The following is a 25,536-nucleotide window of genomic DNA, read 5'->3' on the forward strand; positions in this document are numbered from 1 at the left end:
CGGGGCGACTTCGGCGGTTCGATGCGGGTGCCGCCGCACTCCGCTTTTAGGGAGAGTGCGCTAGGCGGTACGCGTCGGAGCGTAGACATTCCCAACTGTCAGCTTCCAACTTCGGCACAACCGCAGTCTAGATTGCGAGACGATCTGTTCAGCAGCTCACGCTACAGCTTTCCGGACGCAGTGTCTGCCGCCTCGGCCAAGAGCGAAAAAAGTCGCGGGTTATGGTCACGCTTCAAGTCGGGAATCGGCAACGTCCTCGGCGGAAGTGGGAACGAAAAATTATCGCGCGACGCTGGCCAATCTGACGTCTTTTCGACGAATGTGCGAATTGATTATGCAAGGCAGCCGGGCCGGACGCGCGGGGTCTCTGCCGAGGACAAGGAGCTTATTGAAGATTTCAGAAACAAGGCGGCGGGTAATCTCAGCGACGGGACCATCAAGAATGCGGCAGCCGATTTGCGCCATTTGAGCGCGCGACTGAGCGACGCCGGCAGGCCCTCGATCGCCGATCGAATTCGCCGGGAATTGGAAAACGCGCAGCTGGAAAATCCCGATGTGGAAAACCACCAGCTTGAAGCTGAGCTCGATGAGGACGTGGACACCTACGCAAAGGACCGCGGCAGGCGCATCAAGGCGGCCCTGAAGAAGCTTCGTGAAGTCGGCGCCGGAAACACCCTGGCGGCGGATGTCCGCCGGCTGGCTCCTCATGCTGACGACGCAACCCTCATCGGCATGTGGGCGGCTGCGGAAAAGGCGACACACAGGATCGACCCAAAGACGATCGACAGGCAAACCCGCCGCATGTTCAGGCTGAGTGAGTGGCTGCAGACCAATGACAGGCCGCCGATCGCCGGTCGGCTGTCCACTCCTGGTCTCGCCCAGGATGTGGAGGCGTACAAGCGCCAAACGGAGGACAGCAAGATTAGCGCTGATCTGGTCAGGCTCGGCCGTTACCAGCAAATCCTTGAGGCGAACAGGGCACTTGGATTGCCGCCTCCTCAGGATCCGGGTCATCCTGCTGCGGAAGCTGCTCGGCAGGCCCGCTCGCCACGGGAGCTTCCCGCAACGCCCGCCACGCCGAGCGCGGGAGCTTGGGAATGGCTTGGAGAGCAAATGCATGGATCTGGTTCATCGATGCCGGCGCCGCAAAGCGGATGGCAGGCCGGCTCGTCCCAGCAGCTTCCCGCAACGCCGGCCACGCCGAGCGCGGGATCCTGGGATTGGCTCGGCGAGCAAATCCATGGTCCTGTGTCACCGCTTCCAGCGCCGCCCTGGGCCGCCCACGCTGATCTGCCAGTCGAACTTCCTGCGACTCCAGCCACCCCAAGCCAAGGCGCATGGGCCTGGCTTGGGCAGCAGATGCAAGAGCCCGCATCGTCGTCGTCAGTTCGGCCCCAATCGTCGAACATCTACGGCGGTCTCGGCTCCTTCGTTGATCTGGATCCACCTACAGCCCACGACTTGCGTGACGATGCGCGCTCTGCGCCAGCACCTGAATTTGCACCCGCCTCGTCGTTCGCAGGATGGCCGGGAGCGGCTCCGGAATTGCGGGACATTGGAGCGATCGTGGGCACCAACTGGCGCCACGGCTCCCAGCCGGCTTCAGACGTGTTGATCGATGTCTTGGGCAATATCAATTTGCTGCCAAATCAGTTCGGGCCAACTCAATTTGCGATCAATGGAGAGCGCTATTCGGCGACCTTTGGACCAGGCGGTCGCAGGGATGTCCGCCTGGTTCATCACCCGCGCGCCGGTGGGATGAACGAGGCCGGGTCATCCCGGCCGCAGCATCGTCCACCGCCAATCGCAAGCGCAAGGCAAACCGTGGAAGGTGTTGTCGATCTTGGCCATCTTATCCGGGGCGGCTGGGAGCATAGGGAGCGGTTCTTGCCGCCTTACCTCGTACGCGTTTTGGAAGGCGAGCGCATCATGCCGCAGCCCGGGCGGCCGACCTATTTCCAGATCCGCGGAGTGCCTTATAGGGGCGAGTTGGTGGAAAGCGAAGGGCGCCAGCGCGTTCGCGTCTATCCCGAACAACCTCGGTGAACAAGTATTCCAAATGCTCCGCCGGCGGCTCGCCCGAGGCGTTCTTCGCGCGTCGCTTGACCGGCCATGCACCCAATTTATGCAGATCGCAGAGTTGGGGCGGGAATACACGCCTGATTTCGAGCGCGATGTTGGCTCAGTGCGGATTCCGACGAAGTCGCCTCAAGCGAGCGCGGCGCGGACCCGATCGAGTCAAACAACCCATTCAAAACGGAAGTTTGGGTACAGGGTAAGCTGCCCTGCAAGATCCGCATCGGGCGAGTCAACATCCGGCAGGCGTCTAGTTGCATGACGATCGGTCCCACGCACGCGGCGTTTGCCTCATGGTGCCGCTTTATCATTGGCTCGCCGTGCCGTGTTCGTGGTGCTGAAACAGGAGCGCGTCGGCCCGCTCGCTGCGCCATGATTTAAGTCGGCGCCCAAGCCTTCTCATAAAAATTATCAAAATACCGCACTTGAATGGCCGGTACTCACGTCAGCTGGTACCATCACGTTTGCTGATACCGCACAAGGAGGAGCGAGCACGCCTGTCTCCAGGATTCCCCCAATTATCCCTGCGAACAGCCTATCGCCTAAATCGATGTGCCCTTTTTGCGGATTCCGATCGATGTCGCCCAGGATTCCGAGATGATCTCGCCCACCATTCCGATTTGAAGTCGCCCACCCGTTCCGAGATGATGTCGCCCACCATTCCGGGATGATGTCGCCCGGGTGACGAGACCTCTTCTGGCTCCCATAGGGTCAACCTTTCGGCTTTGCGAAGGGGGACCCTGGATGCCGACGGAGAGGCTTGCGATGCGCCGTGTGCGCGATGTGATCAGGATGAAGGCGGCTGGGCTGCCGAGCCGCGAGATTGCTCGGCGGATGGGCGCGGCGCCCTCAACAGTGCGGCTGACTATCCGGCGGTTCGAGGCCGCAGGCCTGAGCTGGCCGTTGCCCGACGAACTCACGGACGCGGCCTTGGAGGCCCGCCTGTTCGCCAAGACCGGCAACGGTAACCGGCAGGGTCATCGCCGCATCGCCGAGCCCGACTGGGCGGCGGTGCACCGCGAACTCAAGCGCAAGCACGTGACGCTGTCGATCCTGTGGGAGGAGTACATCGGCGCCGAGCCCGGCGGATACCGGTACTCGCGCTTCTGCGAGCTTTACCGCGCCTGGGAGGGACGCCTGTCGGTGACGATGCGCCAGGCGCACGCGGCCGGCGACAAGCTGTTCGTCGACTACGCGGGCGACGGCGTGCCGGTGGTGGTCGACCGCCTCACCGGCGAGCGGAGGACGGCGCAGATCTTCGTCGCCGTGCTCGGCGCCTCGAGCTTCACCTACGCGCAGGCGACGTGGACCCAGGGGCTCGCCGACTGGATCAGCGCCCATGTTGGCGCCTTCGCGGTGATCGGCGGCGTCCCGGCGCTCTTGGTGCCTGACAACACCAAAGTCGCAGTCATCAAGGCGAGCCTCTACGACCCGCAGATCAATCGCACCTATGCGGAGATGGCCGCGCATTACGGCACGGCCGTCTTGCCGGCGCGACCTCGCAAGCCGCGCGACAAGGCCAAGGTCGAGCAGGCCGTCCTCATCATCGAGCGCTGGCTGCTCGGCCGCCTGCGCCACCGCGTCTTCTACAGCCTCTCCGAGGTCAACGCAGCGATCGGCGAGTTGCTCACCAGGCTCAACGAGGAGCGGCCGATCCGGCGGCTCGGCGTGACGCGCCGCCGGCTGCTCGAGGAGATCGACCGGCCGGCGCTCAAGCCGTTGCCGGCGAGCCCCTACGTGCTCGCCGAGTGGCGGATCCGCCGCGTCAGCCTCGACTACCACGTCGAGGTGGAGAAGCATTATTACAGCGTTCCGCATCGCTTCGCGCGTGCCGAGGTCGAGGTGCGGTTCACCGCCCGCACCGTCGAGATCTTCCACAAGGGCGAGCGGATTACCGCGCATCAGCGCATGAGTGGCAATCACAAGCACACCACCGTGCCGGAGCACATGGCCTCCAGCCATCGGCGCTACGCCGGCTGGACTATCGGGCGTATCCGTCAGGACGCCGCCGCGATCGGGCCGGCAACCAGCGCATTGTGCGACCTCATTCTCGACGAGCGCTCGCACCCCGAACAAGGCTTCCGCGCCTGCCTCGGCATCCTCAGGCTCGCCGCCTCCTATGGGCGCGAACGGCTGGACGCGGCGGCTGCGCGGGCGATCGACATCGGCGCGCGCACCTATGGCTCGGTCAAGTCGATCCTCGCCAACAATCTCGATCGGCGTCCCGCTCACCAGCGCTCCGCGGACGATGCGCCGATCCTGCATGCCAACATCCGCGGACCGCGCTACTACAACTAGGAGACCGTCCCTTGCTCACCCATCCGACCCTCGACCGCCTCAACGCCCTCGGCCTCCACGGCATGGCCAAGGCCTTCGCCGACATCGAAGCCGCCGGTGAGGCTGGCAGCCTCGGTCACGCCGAATGGCTTGCTCTGCTGCTCGAACGTGAAGCCTCGCTGCGGCACGACAAACGGCTCGCCACTCGCCTGCGCTACGCCAAGCTGCGCCAGCAGGCATGCGTCGAGGACATCGACTACCGCACCCCGCGCGGTCTCGACCGCCCGCTGTTCGCCAAGCTTGTCGAGGGCCGTTGGATCGACGACCCACGTCAATCTCCTGATCTGCGGCCCGGCAGGCGTCGGCAAGAGTTGGCTCGCCTCGGCGCTCGGCCACAAGGCCTGTCGCGACAATCGCTCCGTGCTCTATCAGCGCGTCCCGCGCCTGTTCGACGATCTGGCGCTCGCCCGCGGCGACGGTCGTCACCCACGCCTGCTGCGCGGCCTTGGCCGTGTCGATCTGCTGATCCTCGATGATTGGGGGCTCGAGCCGCTCGATGCCGGCGCCCGTCACGACCTCCTGGAAATTCTCGAAGATCGCTACGGTCATCGCTCCACCATCGTCACCAGCCAGCTCCCCGTGGACCAGTGGCATCTGCTCATTGGAGATCCCACCTATGCCGACGCCGTGCTCGATCGCCTGGTCCACAATGCCCATCGGCTCGACCTCAGCGGTGAGAGCCTGCGCCGAACCCGGCAATCCGCCCGAAAGACCTGAGCGCTGTGGACATGCCGCTGCGCTTGGACAACGCAACCGCGTTGCCCACATGCCCACAGCAACCGCAGAAGAAGAAAAAAGGTTGAAGTCGCGATTCCAGATTGACCGCGCGGCTTGACCGATGCCAGAGAACCAGCCGGCCAGAACGCCTCGCCGCTGGGCGAGATCAAATCGGAAAGGTGGGCGACATCGTCTCGGAATCCACGGGCGACTTCATATCGGTACGCCTGGGCGACTTCGTCGGAATCCGCACCCTTTTCGAACGCGGACGTCATTCCCTTCCTAAAGCTCCGTTAATTATTCATCATCAAGCAGTCGCCGAAGCTCCCCTGGAGAAAGCCCCTCCGGCTCGAAAGTAAATTCTTCTGGATCAATGGAGACCGGAGGAGAGGAGTGATCGTCCCGTAATCCGTGAAGTGCGTCGTGCAACTCCTTTTCCAGTTGCCGCAGCTCTTCTGGAGGGACGGAGGCTGGCAATTGGCTGGGTGCATCATCGCGAAGGTCGGCCTGAGGGAGCTGCTCCGAACTGAGTGCGACTCGCTCATGGATGAAAGCCGAGGTGGCGGGTTGATCATCACGCCCCTCGGTAAGCTCCTGTGTGTCTTCATCCTCGAGCAGTCGCCGAAACTCCGCGGGAGAGAACTGGTCCAGATCAATGACAAGCGCTTCTGGATCAAAGGAAAACGAGGGGGGAGGAGGATCCTCCGATTGCCGGAGCAGCTCGTTACGCAACTCCGTTTCCAGCTGCTGAAGCTCTTCAGAAGGCGGGGAAACTGGGGAGGGGATGGCATGGTCATCAAGCTGGTCTCGCAGGTGCCCAAGCTGCTCCTGACGAAGCTGCTCTGGATCGACTGCGACCTGTCCTTCGAGGAGAGCCGGGAGAGGTTGATTGTCGTGTCCCTCGTGATGCTCTTCTTGCCGGTTGGCTTCGTACGACGCGTGGTGCTGCGCAGGGGTGCTGTCGATGCGTGTCAGGTGTGCCAGTAAACCGGCTTCGGGATTGATGCGCGTCACGTTCTGGAGGGAAGGATTGAGCTTAGCGCGACGCCCTGGACGCACGATGGGCATGATGGCCCCCGTCGACCGAAAGGTCCGCAGATGCTCTAATGCTCTAACGAGACTGTTACTATCAGAGGCACCGCTGAACTCGCGCACGTCACTGCCATCGCTCAGCGATTTGCCGCCCAGCCGAGCAACAATGCTTGGTTTGCTTTTTGCGAAGAGCCAACGGCTATAGCCAAGAAGTGAACCTGCATGCTGCTTCGCCGTACTGGCCGCCGCGCCACTCTCAATAAGCGCTTTCTCAAGTCTGAAGATATCGGCAGCATCTTCGGGGTAAAGAGGCCGCTTGTCCCATCGTCCCCGAATTATGACGCCCGTTGAGGCGACCGGCATTGCTCCGCCACTTTCTCCTGAAGCGGCGCTTGCGCTCGGTTTCCGATATACCTGAACTTCTTGCGGATCGTTCAGCGTCCTTTGTCTTTTAGCTGCTCTCGATTGAGCTGTGTCATCTTCATAATTGACGGGGACCTCCTCGCTAGCCAGAAGATTGCTCCGGGCACGTGGATCCATCGCCTCGTCCGGGAATTGCTGGGCATGCTCAGATGCGTCCTTAGCTGAGGGGAGCGCGCGCGGTCGCCCACGAGAAACTAAATGACCGGAATCATGATAGGCTCGAAGGACGCTTATGCCTGTCTTCATGAGGGCGTCCTTCGGAAAGTAAGTATCTCGGTGATTAAGCAGGGATTGGTGGTCCTTTAGATCAGTTGTTTGGCCACGGGCGCGGAAATCATCCGCGAGTCGACAAAGTGCCTGAGTATAGAGCCTGACCGTGTTCGTTTGTGGGTTCTTCTCATCTACATATCGAGCAATCGCCTTGTCGATCAGGTCCCGGTCCTCTGTAGATAGATGGGGATAGGAGCTTTCACCGGCGACAGGAGCGGGTTCGACCTGCTTTGCCTCAGCCAGGTGCTGCTCAAAGCGATCTTTTCCAAACTGGCTCGTCTGCGGCTCTTGCGAGACTGCGTGCTGCACCTGCGACCAATCTGGCAAGTTAAATGCGTCATATTCTTGCGGGTCCACGCTAACCTCACCTCTAGGATCACCTGAACAGGTCTGCCTAGTCGGGTAAGCTTTCGAGAACCTGACGTGACCATGATTCCGCGCGGAGCGTTGTTCGCGGTGGCCAACCGCGGAAATGACGCGTTTGGAACCAGGCTCTTCTAGAACACTGCCTCGGCCTTCCTAGGATCTATCTCTTTTCCATAGGTTCTTATAGCTGGCGGACCCTAACAGGCTGGTCTGGCACAGATGCAGTTGGTCCCTTCACAATATCGCGAAGCCTCAATTCCCATGCAGCACGTGATGGTTGAATCAAAATGACCGTTTGCGATGATCAGAAGAATATCAACGTAGATACCAACAGATTGAGGGCGTGTTCAGTTTGGGGCGTGTGGGTGATGCTTGTGGGGTTATGAACGTATGATAGTCCCACACCGGCATATATTCCTGGAGCAAGATGGGCCGTATATGTTGCGGTAATTGCTGTGGTATCGCGATGCGCAAGCCGGCCTCCAGCCAAGGCTACATCCACCGCAAATTTGCTCCAGCTCGTGTTGCTAGCAACGAGCGCAATCAGATCGCTGGATCGACTGTCAAATGCGCCCCTCGCGTAAAGGCGAAGCTCATAATACCGGCTGATTCTATTCAGGTCCGCCGGAGCTCCCATAATGGAGAAGCCGCCGTAGATGCCTCGAGATGGGGTCCCATCTGCGTCGTTTTGCCAGAACTGCCTGTCCGCAGCGATGTAGTGAAAGTTATTCCCGTCTTCACTCCGCCGCGAGGGATCCGTCAAACTTGTGTACCGGCTGCTGTTGAAACCAACGCCCGCCCGCAGCCATGTGTCCGGTACGCCGGAAGCTGCCTTGCTCTTGTAGCCGGCTTCATCAACGAGAAGAATGCCCGCATGGGGCGTGCTCCAGTTCAAGCCCGTGGGATTTTCCGTTATCTGCACATAGGGACCATCTGGGCTAATCGAGCGCTGGACGGAGACCTTGTTGTATAAGCGGGGGTCAAAATTGTACTTCAGGTTGACCGCAGGCGTCGGTGCGGCATTGGTGCTCATGCCTGCCTGTAACAAGGCGGCCATGTTCGATCCTGTAATCCCTCCGAACAGGGTGCCGGCGAATTCATTTTGGTTTCTGAGGTAGCCAAGTTTTAGCTCTACGGTCCTGTCGAAGAAAGTCTGATAGTAGGCGAGCGTGTTGAGACCAACTCGATCTGGACCCGGGCGATCCCACGTCGAGTATTGCTGCTCGACCCCTAGGACGATCTGTCCGTCGGAAATGCCAAATCGGCTGAGATCGTAGGTCACTATCATAAAGTTTGCCGACGCGAAGGTCGGATTCTGGCCCATGTAAAGCTGGTTTGCGATAGTGCTTCTGGCGGCATTCGGCAGCAGGTTGTTTGCAAAGCTGTTCTGTGTCCAGCCGATGTAGCCGATTCCGACATCTGCAAGCGCCGATCTGACGCCGCCTTTGTCTTGATCGATCGTGTCCGCAGGGCCAGGTATGTTGAACCACAGTCCTTTTTCACGCAGATTATCGTACCTTGCAAAGTCGATGGTCGTTTGCGTGCTTGTCTGGGTAGGCCTGTCCGCATTAGCGCGCTTTTCGAAGGGCACACCGGAACTTGGTGCTGGCGCCGGGACAGGAGAGCTGATTTCCCGGTCGACCCGGAACTTTTCAACGTGGTCAGAAGCCTCTCGTCGTCTGCTGGCCTGATCCACTGGGTGGTTACTGGCATCAACCCCGCTCGCTCTTTGTGCAAGTACGGAATTGTTGAACAGACAAGCCGTCACCGAAACTGCGATAGCAAGCCCACGTTGGTTTCGCCTTCGTTCTAAATTGAAAGAATGTGCGGCCGCCGCGGAGCATCTCGGTGGCAAAGTCGTCTCAAGAAAGCAGTCAGGCACAGCGTACGTCGGTTCCATCTCTGCCAGCCATGAATAGATCGCGGCGAGGCCTGACTGGCCAAGAGTAAACCTCTTAGCGCTTTCGCGTCCGAGGGCTCGCAAGACGCGGTAGATCTCGATTTTTCCAATCAGAGCCGCTCACGCTTTGCAAAGCTGTTAGCTCGGGGGGGCATGGACCAGGATCGCAACCGTGCTTATGGCGCCGGTGGGCCGAGAGCGCGCCGCGAGCGTTGGCTTGTCAATGCTAACAACGAGCGCGAGGCTGTCACGGGCACAAAAGGCTTGCGAATGTCCATTTGCTCCCCCTGGCTCAGGCGCGATTTTGGCGGCGAGGCCAGGCTTTACAAAGCACCTCATTGGTAATTGTCGCGGAACACGATACAGTCGCCAAGCTGGCGGAGCAGCCGTCGAAGTTGCGCATCCGGCAATCCCAGCTGTCTGGCCTGCCGGCCAGGCGGCCGGAGCGATCGGGAATAGAGCAGCTTTCGCGACTACCTGCGAGCAAGTTGCTGGCTCTCTCAGTGCCGGTGTTGCGGCAAAATCTGTGTTGCATCCGATTTCTCGACGTGCGCGCGTTCGTTGGTCACGCTTGCCATGTATCCGTCGCCTCGAACAACCCGCCGAAATTGGTAGTTGAACAGTAACGATGATAGCTGGTCCAATCTGACATTGCGGCTCAGCCGCTCACCCGTGGCGGCTATTTTGATGTGCCGGATGAAGTTGCTGATGTCGTCAAGGCGCAAGGCGAGGCTGAGCAATCTGCCGGGTTCTTCGTCTGAATGATAAGAAAACGCTGCGCCATCAACCTGCGAGACCCAATCTTCGAGGGATGAGCGCAAACTGCGCCGTTGCCTAAAAGGGGTAAAATGAAAGCAGGAGCAGCCGGCCAGGAGTTCGCCAAGATTTCTTATTGTGGACGCTGGCAGCTCATTGAGCGCTTCTGAATCGCAGGCCGTTGATCGTCAAAGAAACCTGCTGGAATCGGATGTTGAGCGAGGAACAATGGATGTGAGTGATCCAGCTGCGCCTTCGGACTTGCGGCCGCTCTTGCACAGTCCGTCAAGACGAAATCTCGCAGTGTTTTTTGTGCTGCCGGTTCTCCTCGCTTGCTCGTGTGCTTCGGGAGCTTGGCTTTGGATTAACCTTGAGCAGTTCGGTGAGACGCCGGAAGTCCAGGATGTCGCTTCAACGATGAGTTCGCCCCCAGGGGACAGGCCTCTCCTGTCGGAGATGAGGTGGGCACAACAGAAAGCTGACGATGAGATCGTGATACTCAACCGCCAGTTCGATGCGCTGCGTGAGGACTTGAAAGGAATCCTGGATCAGATCAGCATGTTAGCCTCGCGAATAGATTCGCTGCAAAGTTCAACACCTCTGCCTCCTGCTGCTCCTGTGCCGCCTTTGCCGAAAGCCCGCGCTGTTTCAAGCGGCACCACGAAAGGCTTCGGCCGGCCCAAACCAGAAGGGCCTGTTTCTGTCGGAGGAGCGCCAGTGGTCGCAGGACCGAAGAAAGACGAGCCGTGAGGTCGAGACCGCTGCAGGCGTACCCGCTTCCAGCTGCCCCCGAGGAGGGCCATGCTTCGCAAAGCTGCGCCGATCGCAAATAGCGAAAGCTGAGGTGGTGCCGGCGTATCGTGTCGGAGTTTGATCACGATAGAGATCCTCTGCCGTAGCGGGCAGAGCCTTCCTCGAGGGTAGACCGCAGCGCCCCCATGCACTTCGTTTTCAATCGGCTCTCCTCTCATCAGCTCTCGCCAGTTTCGAGGCCATACCTGAAAGCCTCGTCATACCGCGCATCCTCGAGATCTGGCCTGTCTGCCCGGACGCGCTTGTTGGATCTCTCCATCGCAAGTAGCGTTTTGGATGTAGTCTGCTTACATGCGTGGCTTAGGTAATAGGAATACGATCGAGACAAGTGTCGAATGCGGCAGCAACTGCACGAATGACAAACCTATGCTCCTGCTTGACCCGAATAAATCCATCTTCAATGTCCACGATCCCATCTTTGGCAAGCATGCCTAGGCGGCCTGCAGAATCGAGGAGGAAAGCCGGATCAAATTCGTGAGCAGCGCAGATCGCTGGTATGTCGGCCTGCAAATCGCACATCAGACGCTCTATAATCGCGGCGCGAAGGCGATCTTCTGCGGACAGACAGTAGCCTTTTGAAGTGGCCAGGCGGCCGGCCTGAATGTGTTCCTGATACGAAGTGGTCGACATCTCGTTCTGAACGTAACCCTCACGCAAACGGCCGATGGCGGACGGACCTAAGCCGATCACCGTCTTGCAAGTGTCAGCCGAATAACCGAGGGAGTTGCGGCGCAGTCGACCAGCTTTCTGCGCCAGCGCGAGCTCGTCGCCGGGTAGAGCGAAATGGTCGAGCCCGATCTGGTGGTAGCCGGCCGAGACCAGCGTATCTGCGATGGCCGCGGCTTGCTCAGCGCGGGCAATATTATCCGGCAGCGCCGTCTCGTCGATGTGGCGTTGACGTTTCATATAGGAGGGGACGTGAGCGTAGCCAAAGACCGCAAGCCGGTCTGGCCGCATTGCCAGTACTGTCCGCGCGGAGGCTACGCAGGACCGCACCGTCTGATGCGGTAGCCCGAAGAGAAGGTCGAAATTGATGCGTCTAATCCCATGCTGGCGTAGACTGGCGACGAGGGAAGCCGTCACCTCCTCGCTCTGCACGCGGTTGACAGACCTTTGAACCACGGGATCGAAGCTTTGCACGCCGATGCTCGCGCGGCTGACCCCGGCCGCTTGTAACGTTTCGACCATCTCGGCCGTGAGTCGACGCGGATCGATTTCTATGGCAATGGTAGTTGTATTGTTGAACTGAAAACGGTGGCGTAGGAGTTCCATCAAGGCGAGAAAATCGCAAGGTGCAACGGTGGTCGGCGTCCCACCGCCGAAATGCACATCGCTCACCGGCAAAGCGCTCGGCACTTGCTCTGCGACCAAGCCTATCTCGTCCCACAGTGCTGCCAAATAGTTGCGAAGCGGTCGCTTGCTGCGCGCAAGGCTGGTAGGGAAGCCGCAATACCAACAAATAGAGCGACAGAACGGAACGTGGATGTAGAGCGATACAGGGTCGTCGGGCAGCAGCCGAGACAGCCATGTTGCACAAGTGTCAGCGCCAACTATCGCGGAAAAGTCCCGGGCGGCCGGGTAGATCGTGTACCAGGGCAGGCGAGCATCGCAATACTTGTTCAAAAGAGAGGTCTGCAAGTCCTAACTTTCCCATGCTCAGGTAAGCACAAAGCTGACAGATCCTCTCTCCAATGTCTTTGCGTTATGTCAAACGGGCGTCGTGGGCCGAACCAGAACTTCGCAACGTTGCGATGCCTAAGTGTCGGCAGAAGCGTTCGATGGACGTGAGGATGTCGTCTGGGGATTCGGTCCACTTGAATCGCAAGGGATTGGCATTGTGATAACTGATGAAGTCCAGAATGCCCGTGCGCACGGCCTGGGACTCTGCGATAGACGCCAAGCCGCATCTTCTTGTCGGTGATGAGCGCGAGGAAGCGCTCAACCGGAGTGAGCCAGGACAAACTGGTCGGTAGGAGCTCAATATGCGAACACAGCCGTTTCGCGAGCCAGCTGCGGATCAGTGGGGCGTTGTGTGGCGAGTCGTCAATGAGGAGATGGACATTGCGTCCGCGCGGGATGGCGGCCTCGATCGCGTCGAGGGACTTGGCGAATTTGCGGCACGGTAGCGGGAATAGCATTTGCCGATGACCTTGTCCGTTGCAATGTCGAGCGCCGCGAAGAGCGAGTCGTCAGACGCTTCAGGCCCGTCAGCTTTTCATCAGCAGTCACGCGTAGCAGGTAATCTCTGCTATTTGAGTTTCCTAAAAAGGATGAGGCCGCCTCGAAATGTTGTTGATTGCCGGCAGTCCCGCACAATTATCGCTTGGACCGATGTGCTGGCGCACGAGTCGTTGAGCGTAGACTTGCCTTCAGAATAGCCAGGTGGCACGAGCAACGCTCGCAGCGTTTTCGTGACATCGCCAGTCGCCGTGGTCGGCTCCCGACCGTCGAACGCGCGCCTCCTTTTGAGGCGGACGTGATATGGATGATAATCTCCATGAGAGTGCGAGTAGCGTCACAGTACAACGTGACGCAACGTGCGATTCAAGTCCTTTGGCACAGCGCACGAAGATAAGTTTGATCCAGTATCGAACACACAAGCCTCAATTCTGCCACGCTAGTTGTTTCATTGCCGCAAGCATCATCACGGATGTACTGATGATGTTGGGGCGACCCCAGCGCACTTTCCGTCCACGGCGAAGTGCGTCGGGGCGCTTTCGTTAGGCGGCGGCGTCTCGTTCCTGCCCGATGCGGTTCACACACCCGCAACGACTGTGAACGTCTTGCTAATTGCAAGAGGAGACCGTCCCGAATGTCTTCAGAGGCGAGACTATCTGCGATATTCGATTCTGCTTCACAGCTGGGTTGTTTTCGTTCTGACATTGCCTTTGTAGGCATCGCTCGCTGCCACGTTACGTGGCTCAACAAAGCTCATGATGTCGGGTGACTTGAGGTTGAGGCTATTTGACGCGCTATTCCGAGGCGAAGCATCCTTCGGCTCTGCACACGGCCAGCGAAGCGCTCATTACTCGAAAGCCTGCAGCCGAAATCGCTGAGGTGAAAGGCGCCCTCAAGTTGTAACCTCTTTCCAAGAACAGATTTTCGTGATCGCGTGAGTCAGTTTTCGGAGCTAGGAAAGACACTCGGACCAGACCCCGCTGCGGCCTCCATCATCGTGCCTGCCGATCTGACCGCGCAGGACCTGCTGCCAATCGCACTAAAGATAGAGTTGAGACTTTCAAGCAAAAACCAACTGGACGCCGGCAATGAGCAGAACCGTCACGAGAATAAAGTTGATTCCTGTCGCGTCCAGCCATTTCAGGCTGATTATCGTTCCAGCGACTGCCCCCGCCAACGCTGAGATCGCGTAAATGGCCAAATCTGGCGAGGGAAATTGCCCGGCGAAAAGGGCTCCGACGAAACCCACTGTGGAATTGGCCAAAATAAAGGGCGGTGATAGCGCCACGGTCTGCTTCGGTGACGCCCAATTCAGTGCGATGAGCAGCGGGGCGAGGAACACTCCGCCTCCCACCCCAGTCAGCCCGGAAACGAGGCCTAAGACCGCGCCAATGCTCACGCTCGCCCGCAGCGGAGTTTCGCGAGCGCGGCCAGCAGCTCGTCCCCGCTGCGTGATCATCGCTGCGCTCGCCAGAAGAAGAATGAGCCCCGTCAATGTTCTGTACATATGCTCACCGAGCACAATTAAGCCGCCGACGAGGGACGTCGGCATCGAGGAAAAGAGAAGCGGGCGCAGGATTGCCCACTCAACGACCTTGTTGCGGTTGAGGAGCCAAGTAGAATAAGTCGCGACAACAATGTTGAGACCAAGTGCCGTCGGGCGCATCTCTGTCGATGACATCCCAAACCATGCCATTAGGGAGAGGAACGCAGTGCCACCAGCCTGGCCAACGCTCGCATAGAGCAGTGAGATGATCGCGATGAGCAGAGAAGCCATGCTTCACCGATCTTGGCGGTGATTTTCGTCCTTTTCCATCAAGCTCATCATAATTCCTCCTTTAGGTGCGGCCGAGTTGTATTTGGCTCGAGGGATCCAGGCGAACTTCGCCGACACGCGCGGCTGGAACTGCAGTTGGTTCAAGTTCCTGGACGAGTGCCATGTGTGGATCGGCCCATCAATTGCCGACGTTGGCACTTGACCAGGCCGTAATGGGATTGCGTTAAGGTCCTAAAAAGGCGGGGCTTGAGGCGGCCGGCCGCAGTGAGCTGCCGAGGTGAAGTGCGGTGTAGCTCGCTTGCTGTCGCATTCCCTCGCAATGTCATGAATGCTTCGAGGTACCTACGTTGTACCCAACCGTCCGCGTTCGGAGCGAGTTCTGCGACGCCTGATTTTAGCAAGCTGATAGTTGGTATGGCATTTGCTGGTGCGTCTGGCCCGGGTCATCTCCCTGCTGGAGAAGCGCATGCACAGTGTCCTCTGCATCAAGCAGATCCCGCGTGTACGAGTAGCTCTCGTTGCGCCTGTAGCATGGCCCGCTTCTGAGCGTTCGGCTTTTTCGCGCCTGCCACGCCGGGCGGACCCAATGAGACGCCGTACAATGATGCGAAAAAGATGTCTTGTGCCTTGGCTATTCCGTGTTGCTCATCGATCGCGTTCGCGTCGCCGCCACAGGGCGGTGGATGAGCGAACGCCATGGTGATTCGCAATATAGGTAAAAAAGATGGCGTTCCTGTTGTCATCGTCTAGAAGCAAGGTCTTGATACGGACAAGGGGCGGGTCGAGTCCCGCATCGCCATGCGCATGCTCTACCTTACCTATATCGCGCGATTTTCGAGCACAGGATCTTCTCGTGCCATTCAAGACTACACGAGCCTCATCCGAGCACGATTAAATTCTATCCTCATGCGAGCTAAACAGGGCCTCGGGTCTTGCGGTTAGTACTGCTTGGTCCTTGTTCCAGGCGCAGTCCGCAGCCTCCCACGTTCTATCATTGCCGCATGAGTAAGGTGGGCGCATCGCTTAGTCCTCATCGACGGCAAACCTCAACAAAACGGGCGGCAGACGATGATCTCCGATTTTGTCTGTTCGCTATCGGCGACCTGGACCGATCACTTCATCGCTCGCCTCGAAGCAGGGATGATGGCGATATCTCGGCTCCCTGACCATGCGATCAGGCAAGCGCCGGCAGCAGAGCGCCGAGTGCGGCGAATGGCGTCTGAATCTGGCGAGCGATCGCACTTCGACCTCTTCAGCTTCACCGAGTGCACGAACCAGACGCATTCCCTCAGGGCGCCGTTCGAGTTACTTGTGCGCTGTGCCGGCAAGGAAGGGTTCACTGAAGTCGGCCTACGGCGCTCTCAACGTCGTCCAGGCAATCGGGCTAGAGGACTGTCCACCTCCGATATGGCTGTGAAGTGGCCGCCACCGCTAATTTAAGCGCAAGTACCACACTATCGTCCAGTGGTCCGGCGGACGCCGATGCTTTCGCGACCGTTTTTGTGGGATCACGTCGCCGAACACCATCAACTTCAACCGGATGAGAGACGCGTCCTGGAGGAGGCGAGAGAGGCGGGCCTGAAGCATGGCATGAGCGTGCCTGCCGTTGTTTGGCCCGTTGGGTCGGATATCTGTGGTGTCGTTTGCATGGGACTTCGACGATGCTGATCCTCAGGGAGCGCATCGGGCATCTGAACACGCTCGCCTGTCTGATTCACGCGCCTACAGCGAGATCGCTCGTCCTCGCAGTACCTTTTGCGAGAAGAAAGTGACGCTCTCGAAGCGGGAGCTCAGTTGTATGCGGTGGGTCGCTGAGGGAAAATCGTCCTGGGAAATTGGGATGATCCTAGGAATCCGCGAGAATACAGTCAATTTTCCTGTCAAGAACACGATGCCAAAACTGGGTGCTGACAGCCGGATTCAAGCAATCGCCATGGCTATTCGCCTTGATGTTCTTTGAATTCGATTGAGCGACGATCGCTGACCGGCACATCTTTGCCTTCCGGCTTCAGGCGAGTTGAGCATCGTCACGAACTCGCAGATACAGTGCTCTTGGACAAGTCGGCTATCTCGCGCTGACCGAGGTTCTTGGACTTTCGTAAAGCCGATGGGCAGTGGAACGGGCGCAGCGATTTGCCTCACGAGTTGGGCGTGACGGCCTCACTCTATCTCGCGGGCGACCATTTGCTCAAATAAGCTCGCAGCTGTGGCTCTGGAACTGGGGCCGGAGAGGAGCACTTGAGGAAAGAACCCCGACCGCGGGTCGGGGTCCCGATTCATGCAAGTGCGTGGGGATCTTTATCGGGCAAACGGCGCGCCAAACTTGTAGTTAAGCCGAGCCGTGATGAGGTCGACGTCCTGATGCACGCGATCGGTGCCAAGTGCCGCTGGGAAGCTGATGTTGCTGCGCTGCATGAACAAGTGGTTATACTCGACGCCAGCTGACCAGTTCGGCGTGAGGCTGACTTCGGCGCCGGCGCCCAGCACGCCTCCCCAACGCACATCATCGTTTTTGCCACCCGCACTGGTTGTCGCCGAGTTGACCTGATAGGTGTTGCTGGTCACCGCAGCACCGCCCTTGCCGTACACTAGCACAGAGTTGAATGCGTATCCGATATGGCCGGTGAGTAGACCGAATGCATCTGTCGTGGTGCCAATGGTGTTTGCCGGGAAGGCGGTGCTAACATTGGAGCCTTTGAAGTCCGCCCAGTTGCCCTGACCTTCGATGCCATAGACCATGTTGAAGATGTGCCAACGATAGCCGATCTGGCCGCCAAAGGTGCCGCCAGCCGAATCATGACAGCCTTCGGAAGTGACGCCATTGAAATCCCAGCAATTGCGGCTCGTTCCCCAGCCACCATTGACGCCGACATAGTAGCCGGACCAATCGATGACTGGGGCTGCGACCGCCACCGGTGCCGCCTTGACCTTGTTAGGCTGCTCGGCCAAGTCCGCGCCGAATGAGGGAGCGGCCGCACCAAGTGCGCCGATGCTGGCAGTCAGAACTAGAATCTTTTTCATTGCAGTGTCGTTTCCTTTCGGTGCCCCCAGCGGCGTGCGTTTAACAACATGAACGCGAATTGCTGTAACTGCCGCACAACATGTCTTGGAAAGAAATGTGCGCAATCGCACGCCACGTCAGGTTGCGCGGCGCGCAACTCGCCGCTGCTCCGCTCCTAACGCGACGCTGTGGCTCGGCAGCGATCGCGTCGAGGCTTCGTCGCATAGGATCGTTAACCATGATCTGCGAGGCAGAGCGGCGGTGTCTGGCTCCATCTGTCGCAAGGGACGCCAACAGGCCGCGCCTAAAATGCCGGCCCGATGCGCGCCAACGCGATGCTTCGGGCAACACGGTCATGCTATCGCTCTTAATCGGAGCTGCGCGATGCCGACCGACCGCGCGCGCAATCGCCGGGTCGGGAAAGCCATTGCGGCTAGATATTGCTCTTTTAGTTGCGCAAAGTTGTGCCGAGCTCAGGGGTAGGAGAGAAAACGGTGATCGGTTTCCTGACGCCAGCGAATACCAGTGCGGCCGGCGCCTCTCATCGTCGACCCGGCCTGGTGTTCAGCTTACGGGTCTCGAGTCGGCAGATGAGGTGCAGAGGTAATAGCTTTTCGGGAACGTTCTCATCAACGAAGATGCACATGAGGAGAGCAAAGTTTGCTCGAACGCGCGCTGACCCGGTTGTTCTATCGCATTGCGCCTCTGAATGCGATGACATCAAATCGTCTCGACGCTAAAGGTGAAAGCGCCTCATTTCTGGCTCGACGGCGCCAATTCAGCCCGCAAGTTGCGTATCGCGTCGTTTGCCAGATTTAGAGTATTCCGTTCGCCGTTTTTTACCGAACATTCGAGGTAAGTGCGCAGCCGGCTATAAAGGACGGCCCTGAGATTATGTGCTAACAAGGGATCCGTCTCAACAAAGCTCCATGCCTTGTCCAATGCGGCGCTCACGACGGCGTCTGGCACCTGCGCGTGCTGGGAAAAGATCTGATCCATCTCAAACATTCCTCGACATCTTGAAACAGAGAAAGCTGACATTATGCAGCGTGCGTCAGCAAGCAGGGCGTCAGCCCGGCAGACTTTCTATCGAGCTGCTCTCGATGCTTTATGGAGAGCATATAGATGCTTGTTGAAAGTCCGATGACCGAAGGTCGCATCGCCGCGCCGAAATCGGACGAATTCGGAAAAATAGATAATCAAAATGCGGGTCATTGTTCATTGGTTGCCGGAGTGGTCCTGTTGGTCGGCATCGGTCAAAAATCACGAGATGTAGCTGCTCTTCATGCCGGAGCATCGGCACCAAACAGTCGCGATTGAAGCCGAGCAATGCGAAAATGGACAGGGCTGGTCATTTCTCGCGCTGCAGCCAAGAAGCGTCCAAACACATTGGCGCTGGTGATATCCGCTGCGGGATCATGTAAGCGTGTTCTGGATCCGCCGTGTCGGCTTTCTGACATAACTAAATGACCCATCGACGTTTTACTCACCCAGCCTATGCTTCTGCCCTGTGTGTGTGGCGCTTGTTCCAGGTCAGTCGCCTACACAGGGAGCGCGATGCAAGGGCAAATGCGATGCTCTCGAGAGGGCTCTTTGCCACTCGCGAAAGAAGCGGTGGCCGTTCGCTTCCGGGCTCAAAACAGAGCGAGCGGAGGGGAAGCCGGCACATTCGTAATAAACCTCAGTCCACTGCTGCACGTGAAAAAATGAGCTTGGCGATCGTCATTCGATTGGCGGAGGTTCGTAGCGCTTCCGGCAAAGCCGCCACAGTTTGATCAAAAAGGCGTCCCAAAACCCGGAGCTCCTCGGGGTAGTAGACACCGCGGTCTCGCGACAGTCGCATTTGTCCGCCGCCGGATCTGGCATCGCCAAGCTGGACGAGCTCCAGCTCCGCCGCAATCATTTGACTTATGAGCGCATTGAGCAGTCGGATCGCTTCAAGCTCGTCGCCTTCTTCGCGCATGAGTCCCGCCACGATGTCGAGTTGCAGATCGATCCGATCCTCGAGATGCTGTATGCGTGAATTGGAAGGGTCAAGTTCCACGGTATTTCTCCAAAGTAGTGAATGCAACGCAGGCTGACTAAAGGTATCGTTTTGCGTACGCCAAACGGCGGAAGCTCCGCTGGACAAATGAATGCTGCACGGCAGGTGTGCCGGTTTTCTAGAAAGGGGGCGCATAAGTGCCGCCAACGATCCAGGGGAAAACGAAAACTGTTGATGGCTAGCGATTTGAACGTATTGCGAGCCATCCAGCGCGCTCCGCAACAGCAGTGACTCCGTTCGGGGCCATGCAGCCGATTGTGACGCTTTGGCCGCAGGCCGCGATGACGGTGTCGGATAGCTGACGCTACCGGCCTGGTCGGAGCGAAAAGTCCAGCCCGCACCGGTGCAGAGGGCAGTTCAGCTGCCCAAGCTCTATGCTGCAGAGCATTTACCATTGCCGAACAGTTTGCCTGAGAGCTGACTTCGCGGAGCCATCAAGTATCATGCCAAAGGGATGGCCACGATGTTAGAGATTGCGCGGCTGGCTAAGATCGGACCTCGCACTGCATTCGCCCCCACATGTCTCGCTGCCAGGCGATGCTCGACGCAGCCGCGATAGACGTGAGCTGGACTGCGACCAAGCTGAAAAGGATCCATTAACACGCGACATTCGTGAGCTGTGCCTTCCGTAAGCCGGCGGCCGACTTATGCGGTGTTAGGCTCGAACTAGTAAAATCGAAAGTGTTGATGGAATGCATCCAGTTCGTTGATAGCGCAGCTATCTCAACTGCCTTGATGGGAAACCGGTCAATGGGTGTTTCCGGCTGTCTAGCCTTGGCAAGCATAAGAGATATCGGCAGATTGCTGATCCGCTGTTGGCGGGCCATGAGTGAGAGGGCAAGAGATAGCAGCGAATCGTTTTGACGAATCCCGAACTCTGAGTAGTCCCAGACCGAAGTGGGAGACGAGCAATCTCGGCAACTTCTATCCGGCAGCCCGGCTGCTCCCACTACCCTGGTATAGGCTAGGTAGTCTGTCCGACTGCGTCATACCGTCCCTCTCTCACTCGATCGTGGATCACAGCTTATGATCGAGAAAAGAGAATACGTGGATACTGAATCTGACAGCAAGCGCCGATTGCATCCAGCTAAGCCCGTGCTTGACCATAAACATGTGAGCTTCGCTCTTCCTATCTTGAACCTGGAATCACTCGGCCGCAGAACGATCATGTATTCAAACCCGTAGAAGGACATGGCCACCTTCAGAGACCCTATGACTGGGCGGATCACGCAAAGGGGGCTGCTATTTGTCTATCATCGGACGTAGCACCTCTGTCTGGTCAGGGCTGGGTAGCTCTGCGAGTGCGGCAGCGAGCGCGAAAAATGCTCCGAGAGCGACGAGTATAAAGCAGCCAGCGAGTATCGCTGCGAAGACCTTCTGAGAGCGTTTTGTCATTCGCGAGATGTCTCGCTTCGGGCGCCGGCTTTGCATGAGAATCAGTGCTCCTTGACCCGTTCAACATGGCCGTTGCGCCATCGATAAACGAAGAATCCAGAGGCCGAGTTGTCGCCCTTTTTATCGAACCGGACCTGCCCAACTACAGTATCGATCGGCCGTGAACGGAGCGCGCTGGCGACGCGCGCAGCGTCGAAGGAGCCGCTCCGGTTCACCGCTTCTGCCCAGGCTTGCACAGCTGCATAGGCGTATAGCGTGTAGCCTTCAACGGACAGGCCGGAAGCTTTGAGACTGGCGGCCACTGCGGCCGCGTTGGCATCCCCAGCGGGGTCAGCCATGAAGGTAAACAATGTGCCATTCCCAGCGCTGCCGGTGATGGCCCAGAACTCGGAGCTCATTAGCGGATCGTTGGCCATGACTATGAAGTTTGCGTTTGCTTCCGACGCCTGGCGTGCGAACAATCCAATTTCAGTGTGGTAGCCGCCGATATAGGCGACGCGCACCCGATCCTTCTTCATTCTTGAAACCAACGCTCTGAAGTCCTTTTCACCGGCAATATAGCTTTGCCGGCTGACTTGTCGCCCGAACCGATGAAGCTGGGCTTCGACCACGTCGGCAATACCCTTGCCAGCCGTGCTCTTGTCATCGAGCACCGCGATGCTCTCGTTGGGGTGGTTCGCCTGAATGTAGTCGGCGGCAACGATTCCCTGTCGGTCGTCGCGGCCGCAGATCCGAAAGACAGTTTCGAGCCCGCGCTCCGTCAACAGAGAACTTGATGAGCCTGGTGATACCTGAACGATGCCTGCTTCGGCATAGACGTCGGAGGCCGGGATCGATGAAGCGGAACAAAAATGGCCAACCACCAACAGAACCCGCTCTGTTGCGAGCTTATTCGCGACTGCGACAGCTTGCCTTGGGTCGCAGGCGTCGTCAACGACACTCAGTACGACCTTGGCATGGTCGGGAAGTAGGGCCGAAGCATTTATGGCCTCGACTGCCGCAGCCGCCCCATCGCGCATTTGCGCGCCGAACGTTGCGCTGCTTCCAGTCATTGGGCCGGCCACCGCAATCTTTATTTCAGAGCCGCGCGCGAAGGGAGAGGCAAACGCGCAGAAGAGAAGCGCTGCTCTCGCAATAGAGGCGGGCCGCATATTTGACATTCCGATGGTCACCTAAAGTAAAACCGCATGTACTTGTGACCAGACGCCCCTGGTCGAGGTCGCTTGCCGAGGCAAACGTTCGTTAGTTCGACGAACCCCCATCGGCGATAAGGTTCTACAATCTGACGTTACGTGCGGATCAAGCCCGTTGGGAAGAGCAGTGGATGCTTCGGGGCGCGGATCGTTGGACAGAGTCCAACCTGTCTGTTTTATCCGCTAAATCCCATAGCCGCATCAAAGAACGCGGGCGTCAATCCCGCGTATTTAAACCTACACTAGGTGAATGATGGAAGCGTGCGCTGCTGCCAATGCTCGTGAATGCATCAGTACGGCTGATCTTCCAAGCCGCCTAGGGCGAGATCGAGATATTGCATCAGGCAGGGATCCCAGCCAGCCAGGCTGCGGGGCGCGCTTAATCGTGAGAGTACTTTCAGGATCATAGAGACACGTGAATCGGCGCCGGCGATTTCGCTGATCAGCAAGCGTGCAGCACCCGCGACAGCCTTTGCGCGCTCGCCGCAAGGATGTTCGCCTCCATCCATGCATGCGCGAAGGTCGTCACGGATTCGACGCCAGCGGTCCTCGCGCTCCGCAGCAAGATTGCAGGCGCATCGCGGCGGATCATCACGCGTCTCCGCCCGCGACATCGCATTGAGGGTCGCAGGCAGCTCATCCACACTTACCTTCGCGTCGCCGTCGATGGTCATGTTGCGCAAACGGTCGCGCAACAGAGTGGCTCGCGCAACTTGGAGCTCTATGCGCTCTAGATGCTTGCGCAGGAGGTCCGTAAGTGAGGTCGTGCCCTCCATAGCTTTACGGATCTCGACCAGCGAGAAACCAAGCTCACGCAGCGCACGGATTTGGTGAACCCGTTGCAGGCTTTCTCGGTCATACATCCGGTGACCACCGTCGGTTCGCTCCGTGGCTGCCAAGAGCCCAGTGTGCTCATAATGGTGCAGCGTGCGTACCGTTACTCCGGTCGCATCTGCAAGTTCGCCAATGCGCCATCGACGCCGTCTTGGTGCAGGTCTGTTCATGTTGTTCAATTTCAAAGCCTACAACCTGACGTCACGTGTGATTCAAGCGGCTTTGTAAGCTCCAGCTAAATCGTCTTCCATTCCAGACCGCGAGTGGTGACTATCCTTAAGATGGCAGCCGATCAACCTCGGGGGAAAGGGTAATGAACAAGTTCATCAGGCGCGCCAATTGAGCATCGCCAGCGGCCGTACGCTCCAAGATGAGTTTGGCGATAGCTGTGCGGTTGTCTTGACTACGCATCGATGGGGGAAGCGCGTTGACGGCGTGGTCGTAAACGCGTCCAAGGGCCGAGAGCTCTTCCGGATCGAAGACTCTGCTGCAAAGATTCAACGTTCAACTCCTCTTTTGTTTGCATCAAGCGCAGCGCGCGTCGTCAAGACGTTTGGCTGCGATAGGGCCAAAAGAAGACATAGGTGCGGCATTCAGTCGTGAATGTCGCGATGTCCTGCACCGTGATGCGACAGGGCCACACGGTGCCGGACACTTGCTTCGACAGCGGGGCGGCTCCCAGCCATATGCATGCTCGAGGGCCGCGGTGCTCACAACGCAATTTAGCAGGCTCAGAAGAAGCTGGTCGGATCCGTTCATCGGAAGCAGTTGCTGACCTGGACAGTTGACGACGTGAGATCGGTGCATGTCCTACTTCTTTTGGCAGGTGCGTCCCGCGGCCGGGTGTGTAACGCTCAGCGTGGATGCATTGCTCAGCTGCATCTTCAAACTACGGCGACACTGTGCAGGTTGGAGGAGCTAACGCGACCGTACGAAAGGCGAAAGATTGCCTCAAGGGTCGTCCGCTGCGAGGGTCTCTATTGGTGGGCAATGAGAGCTAACCATGGGAGAAGTCTGTGTGGTCTCAGCTGGCGCGGAACGTCTTCACGACGCCGGCGAGACAGATCGTACATGCCCCGCGGCGCGCGATTCTTGGCAAGTGCTAACAGGGGGCTCTTGTGCTGTTGCCATGCGGGTGGCCTCCTGCAGGAAGATTTCCCGCAGCCACAGGCTTTCCGGGTCACTGTTGTGAAGCGCGGGCCATTGGACCGCCTCAGTGAAGGCCGGGAGTTGATGCGCAAGCTCGACGATCTTAAGTGGCATCGTGCTTTGGAAGTGCCGAGCGAGGCCCAGTGGCATCGTGCCGATGCGGTTCGTCCCAAGCAAGAGCGGCGGCATCAGGCTGAAGCTCTGCACGAGAATGTCGATGCGCCGGGAGGAGCCGGGATCGATGAAGAAGGATTGCTCAACTGCGGTCGGGGGCACGCCTTCGTTCTTAACTGCAACGTGGCCCATGGACATATAGCGATCGGATGTAAGCCGGCATTGCAATTCCTTATTCGCCCCGCAGCCTACGCAGACGAGTCTCTCATCGAATAGCGCTGCTCTGGGGTGCGCGCTCGACAACAACAAGTCCGGCAGTATGACAAAATCGAGCTCACCCCGGCGGAGTAGCTCCTCGTGCTGATCGGTCGGCGCCACCAGTTCGAAGCTGACGGCCGGGGCCTCTCGCGTGACGCGCTCCACGACATTTCGGAAGAATACAATTGTTATAGAATCAGAAAGGGCAATCCTGAATCTGCGGTTCAGTCGGGCTGGGTCGAACGCGTCTCGCGCAATGATTGAAAGTTCAATGTGCATTAGAGCGTCCCGCACCGGAGCGCCCAGCCGTTCCGCGCGGGAGGTCAAGACAAGCTCGCGGCCCCTCATTCCAAACAAATCATCATCGAAGTACGAGCGTAACCGCGCCACGGCTGCGCTCATAGCCGGTTGGCTGAGATGGAGTTTTCGAGCCGCCGAGGTTAGGTTGCGCTCCGTTATTAGAGCATCCAGCGCGACGAGAAGATTTAGATCTAGACCTTTGAAACGCATCTCTTCCTCTCCGGGACAAACGTCTTTGCGGCACAAAAGCGCGGGCTGGCAGCTGCGTCTTGAGCAATCGTCTCGGCTCGCGCGAATGGACGTCGGCGCATCCGGTATCGCGAAAGAAGCTCGCGAAGTGATCGCTAGAATAGAGAGCAGCCGGTCAGCAGCGGCGGGAGAGGATCAGGAGCCTCCAAGCTGATTGATCTCACCGGCTCCGGCTAACCACGCAGCGGAGCTCGCTGACGCAAGGTCAACCCGGCCGCCGATGGCGCGGTGAGCTCGCCAAACCGCCCCGTCGACAGCTGCGCCTTGCAGCGCCACTCAGGATCGTGATCCTACAATCTGACGCAATGTGCGATTCAAGCTATTTTATTAGCCAAGAAAAACATCTGCACTGGA

Annotated in this window: 17 protein-coding genes and 1 pseudogene; 7 read left to right on the top strand and 11 right to left on the bottom strand. The window is 58.5% G+C overall.

From position 1 onward, the window contains the following. Positions 1–132 precede the first annotated feature (132 nt). The 3 genes and pseudogenes from ACVIIW_RS16625 (at position 133) to istB (ending at position 5,130) form a co-directional block, all read left to right on the top strand. Positions 133–2,046 carry a hypothetical protein gene (locus ACVIIW_RS16625; protein ID WP_456701705.1) on the top strand — a complete coding sequence of 638 codons (1,914 nt, stop codon included), beginning with the start codon at positions 133–135 and terminating at the stop codon, positions 2,044–2,046. Between the two features lie 795 nt (positions 2,047–2,841). Next, positions 2,842–4,374 carry an IS21 family transposase gene (gene istA / locus ACVIIW_RS16630; RefSeq protein ID WP_456705175.1) on the top strand — a complete coding sequence of 511 codons (1,533 nt, stop codon included), beginning with the start codon at positions 2,842–2,844 and terminating at the stop codon, positions 4,372–4,374. A gap of 11 nt (positions 4,375–4,385) precedes the next feature. Then, a pseudogene (istB, locus tag ACVIIW_RS16635) lies at positions 4,386–5,130 on the top strand (IS21-like element helper ATPase IstB). Between the two features lie 297 nt (positions 5,131–5,427). Here istB and ACVIIW_RS16640 read toward each other — a convergent pair. The 3 genes from ACVIIW_RS16640 to ACVIIW_RS16650 form a co-directional block, all read right to left on the bottom strand. Then, positions 5,428–7,212, bottom strand: coding sequence for a hypothetical protein (locus ACVIIW_RS16640; protein WP_456701706.1), 1,785 nt, complete (start codon positions 7,210–7,212; stop codon positions 5,428–5,430). A 313-nt stretch (positions 7,213–7,525) separates the two neighbouring features. Next, on the bottom strand, positions 7,526–8,917 hold the full coding sequence (locus tag ACVIIW_RS16645) for a carbohydrate porin (protein WP_456701707.1): 1,392 nt from the start codon (positions 8,915–8,917) through the stop codon (positions 7,526–7,528). A gap of 704 nt (positions 8,918–9,621) precedes the next feature. After that, entirely contained in the window at positions 9,622–9,942 is a 321-nt protein-coding gene (locus ACVIIW_RS16650) for a hypothetical protein (protein WP_456701708.1), read from the bottom strand. A gap of 73 nt (positions 9,943–10,015) precedes the next feature. Here ACVIIW_RS16650 and ACVIIW_RS16655 point away from each other — a divergent pair, with 73 nt between their 5' ends. Further along, on the top strand, positions 10,016–10,627 hold the full coding sequence (locus tag ACVIIW_RS16655; RefSeq protein WP_456701709.1) for a hypothetical protein: 612 nt from the start codon (positions 10,016–10,018) through the stop codon (positions 10,625–10,627). 363 nt (positions 10,628–10,990) lie between these two features. On the opposite strand, the gene hemN is transcribed toward ACVIIW_RS16655, so the two are convergent. Together hemN and ACVIIW_RS16665 are read right to left on the bottom strand one after the other, a co-directional pair. Continuing rightward, positions 10,991–12,328, bottom strand: a complete 1,338-nt coding sequence (gene hemN / locus ACVIIW_RS16660) for an oxygen-independent coproporphyrinogen III oxidase (RefSeq protein ID WP_456701710.1) — start codon at positions 12,326–12,328, stop codon at positions 10,991–10,993. A 1,600-nt stretch (positions 12,329–13,928) separates the two neighbouring features. Further along, positions 13,929–14,645, bottom strand: a complete 717-nt coding sequence (locus tag ACVIIW_RS16665) for a sulfite exporter TauE/SafE family protein (RefSeq protein ID WP_456701711.1) — start codon at positions 14,643–14,645, stop codon at positions 13,929–13,931. Between the two features lie 1,482 nt (positions 14,646–16,127). Here ACVIIW_RS16665 and ACVIIW_RS16670 point away from each other — a divergent pair. Both ACVIIW_RS16670 and ACVIIW_RS16675 read left to right on the top strand, forming a co-directional pair. Further along, positions 16,128–16,313 carry an autoinducer binding domain-containing protein gene (locus ACVIIW_RS16670; protein ID WP_456701712.1) on the top strand — a complete coding sequence of 62 codons (186 nt, stop codon included), beginning with the start codon at positions 16,128–16,130 and terminating at the stop codon, positions 16,311–16,313. Beyond that, positions 16,282–16,605, top strand: coding sequence for a LuxR family transcriptional regulator (locus tag ACVIIW_RS16675; RefSeq protein WP_456701713.1), 324 nt, complete (start codon positions 16,282–16,284; stop codon positions 16,603–16,605). Before ACVIIW_RS16670 ends, ACVIIW_RS16675 begins: the two co-directional genes overlap by 32 nt. Before the next feature lie 338 nt (positions 16,606–16,943). On the opposite strand, the gene ACVIIW_RS16680 is transcribed toward ACVIIW_RS16675, so the two are convergent. Together ACVIIW_RS16680 and ACVIIW_RS16685 are read right to left on the bottom strand one after the other, a co-directional pair. Next, entirely contained in the window at positions 16,944–17,666 is a 723-nt protein-coding gene (locus ACVIIW_RS16680) for an outer membrane protein (RefSeq protein ID WP_456701714.1), read from the bottom strand. Positions 17,667–18,399: 733 nt separating this feature from the next. Next, on the bottom strand, positions 18,400–18,645 hold the full coding sequence (locus ACVIIW_RS16685) for a hypothetical protein (RefSeq protein WP_456701715.1): 246 nt from the start codon (positions 18,643–18,645) through the stop codon (positions 18,400–18,402). A gap of 126 nt (positions 18,646–18,771) precedes the next feature. Between ACVIIW_RS16685 and ACVIIW_RS16690 the strand changes: the two genes are divergently transcribed. Continuing rightward, on the top strand, positions 18,772–18,966 hold the full coding sequence (locus ACVIIW_RS16690; protein ID WP_456701716.1) for a hypothetical protein: 195 nt from the start codon (positions 18,772–18,774) through the stop codon (positions 18,964–18,966). 361 nt (positions 18,967–19,327) lie between these two features. Here the strand turns inward: ACVIIW_RS16690 and ACVIIW_RS16695 are convergent, their stop codons facing one another. The 4 genes from ACVIIW_RS16695 to ACVIIW_RS16710 all read right to left on the bottom strand — a co-directional run bounded on the left by ACVIIW_RS16695 (position 19,328) and on the right by ACVIIW_RS16710 (position 25,143). Then, positions 19,328–19,690 (bottom strand): NolY, encoded by a 363-nt coding sequence (locus ACVIIW_RS16695; protein WP_456701717.1) that lies wholly within the window; start codon positions 19,688–19,690, stop codon positions 19,328–19,330. 1,436 nt (positions 19,691–21,126) lie between these two features. Then, positions 21,127–22,245, bottom strand: a complete 1,119-nt coding sequence (locus ACVIIW_RS16700; protein WP_456701718.1) for a branched-chain amino acid ABC transporter substrate-binding protein — start codon at positions 22,243–22,245, stop codon at positions 21,127–21,129. 323 nt (positions 22,246–22,568) lie between these two features. Continuing rightward, a complete protein-coding gene (locus ACVIIW_RS16705) occupies positions 22,569–23,282 on the bottom strand; it encodes a MerR family transcriptional regulator (protein ID WP_456705176.1) in 714 nt (237 codons plus the stop codon). Between the two features lie 874 nt (positions 23,283–24,156). After that, the gene (locus tag ACVIIW_RS16710) at positions 24,157–25,143 is read right to left on the bottom strand and encodes a LysR family transcriptional regulator (RefSeq protein WP_456701719.1); all 987 of its coding nucleotides are present in this window, start codon (positions 25,141–25,143) and stop codon (positions 24,157–24,159) included. Positions 25,144–25,536: the final 393 nt, after the last annotated feature.

The sequence above is a fragment of the Bradyrhizobium sp. USDA 4449 genome (assembly GCF_054056275.1).

Excerpts from the sequence above, each read along its gene's own strand:
- ACVIIW_RS16685 (WP_456701715.1), bottom strand. The coding sequence starts at position 18,645 with ATGGATCAGATCTTTTCCCAGCACGCGCAGGTGCCAGACGCCGTCGTG.
- ACVIIW_RS16700 (WP_456701718.1), bottom strand. The coding sequence starts at position 22,245 with ATGTCAAATATGCGGCCCGCCTCTATTGCGAGAGCAGCGCTTCTCTTC.
- istA (WP_456705175.1), top strand. The coding sequence starts at position 2,842 with ATGCGCCGTGTGCGCGATGTGATCAGGATGAAGGCGGCTGGGCTGCCG.
- ACVIIW_RS16670 (WP_456701712.1), top strand. The coding sequence starts at position 16,128 with ATGCTTTCGCGACCGTTTTTGTGGGATCACGTCGCCGAACACCATCAA.
- ACVIIW_RS16665 (WP_456701711.1), bottom strand. The coding sequence starts at position 14,645 with ATGGCTTCTCTGCTCATCGCGATCATCTCACTGCTCTATGCGAGCGTT.
- ACVIIW_RS16680 (WP_456701714.1), bottom strand. The coding sequence starts at position 17,666 with ATGAAAAAGATTCTAGTTCTGACTGCCAGCATCGGCGCACTTGGTGCG.
- ACVIIW_RS16710 (WP_456701719.1), bottom strand. The coding sequence starts at position 25,143 with ATGCGTTTCAAAGGTCTAGATCTAAATCTTCTCGTCGCGCTGGATGCT.
- ACVIIW_RS16690 (WP_456701716.1), top strand. The coding sequence starts at position 18,772 with ATGCTTGTTGAAAGTCCGATGACCGAAGGTCGCATCGCCGCGCCGAAA.
- ACVIIW_RS16705 (WP_456705176.1), bottom strand. The coding sequence starts at position 23,282 with ATGAACAGACCTGCACCAAGACGGCGTCGATGGCGCATTGGCGAACTT.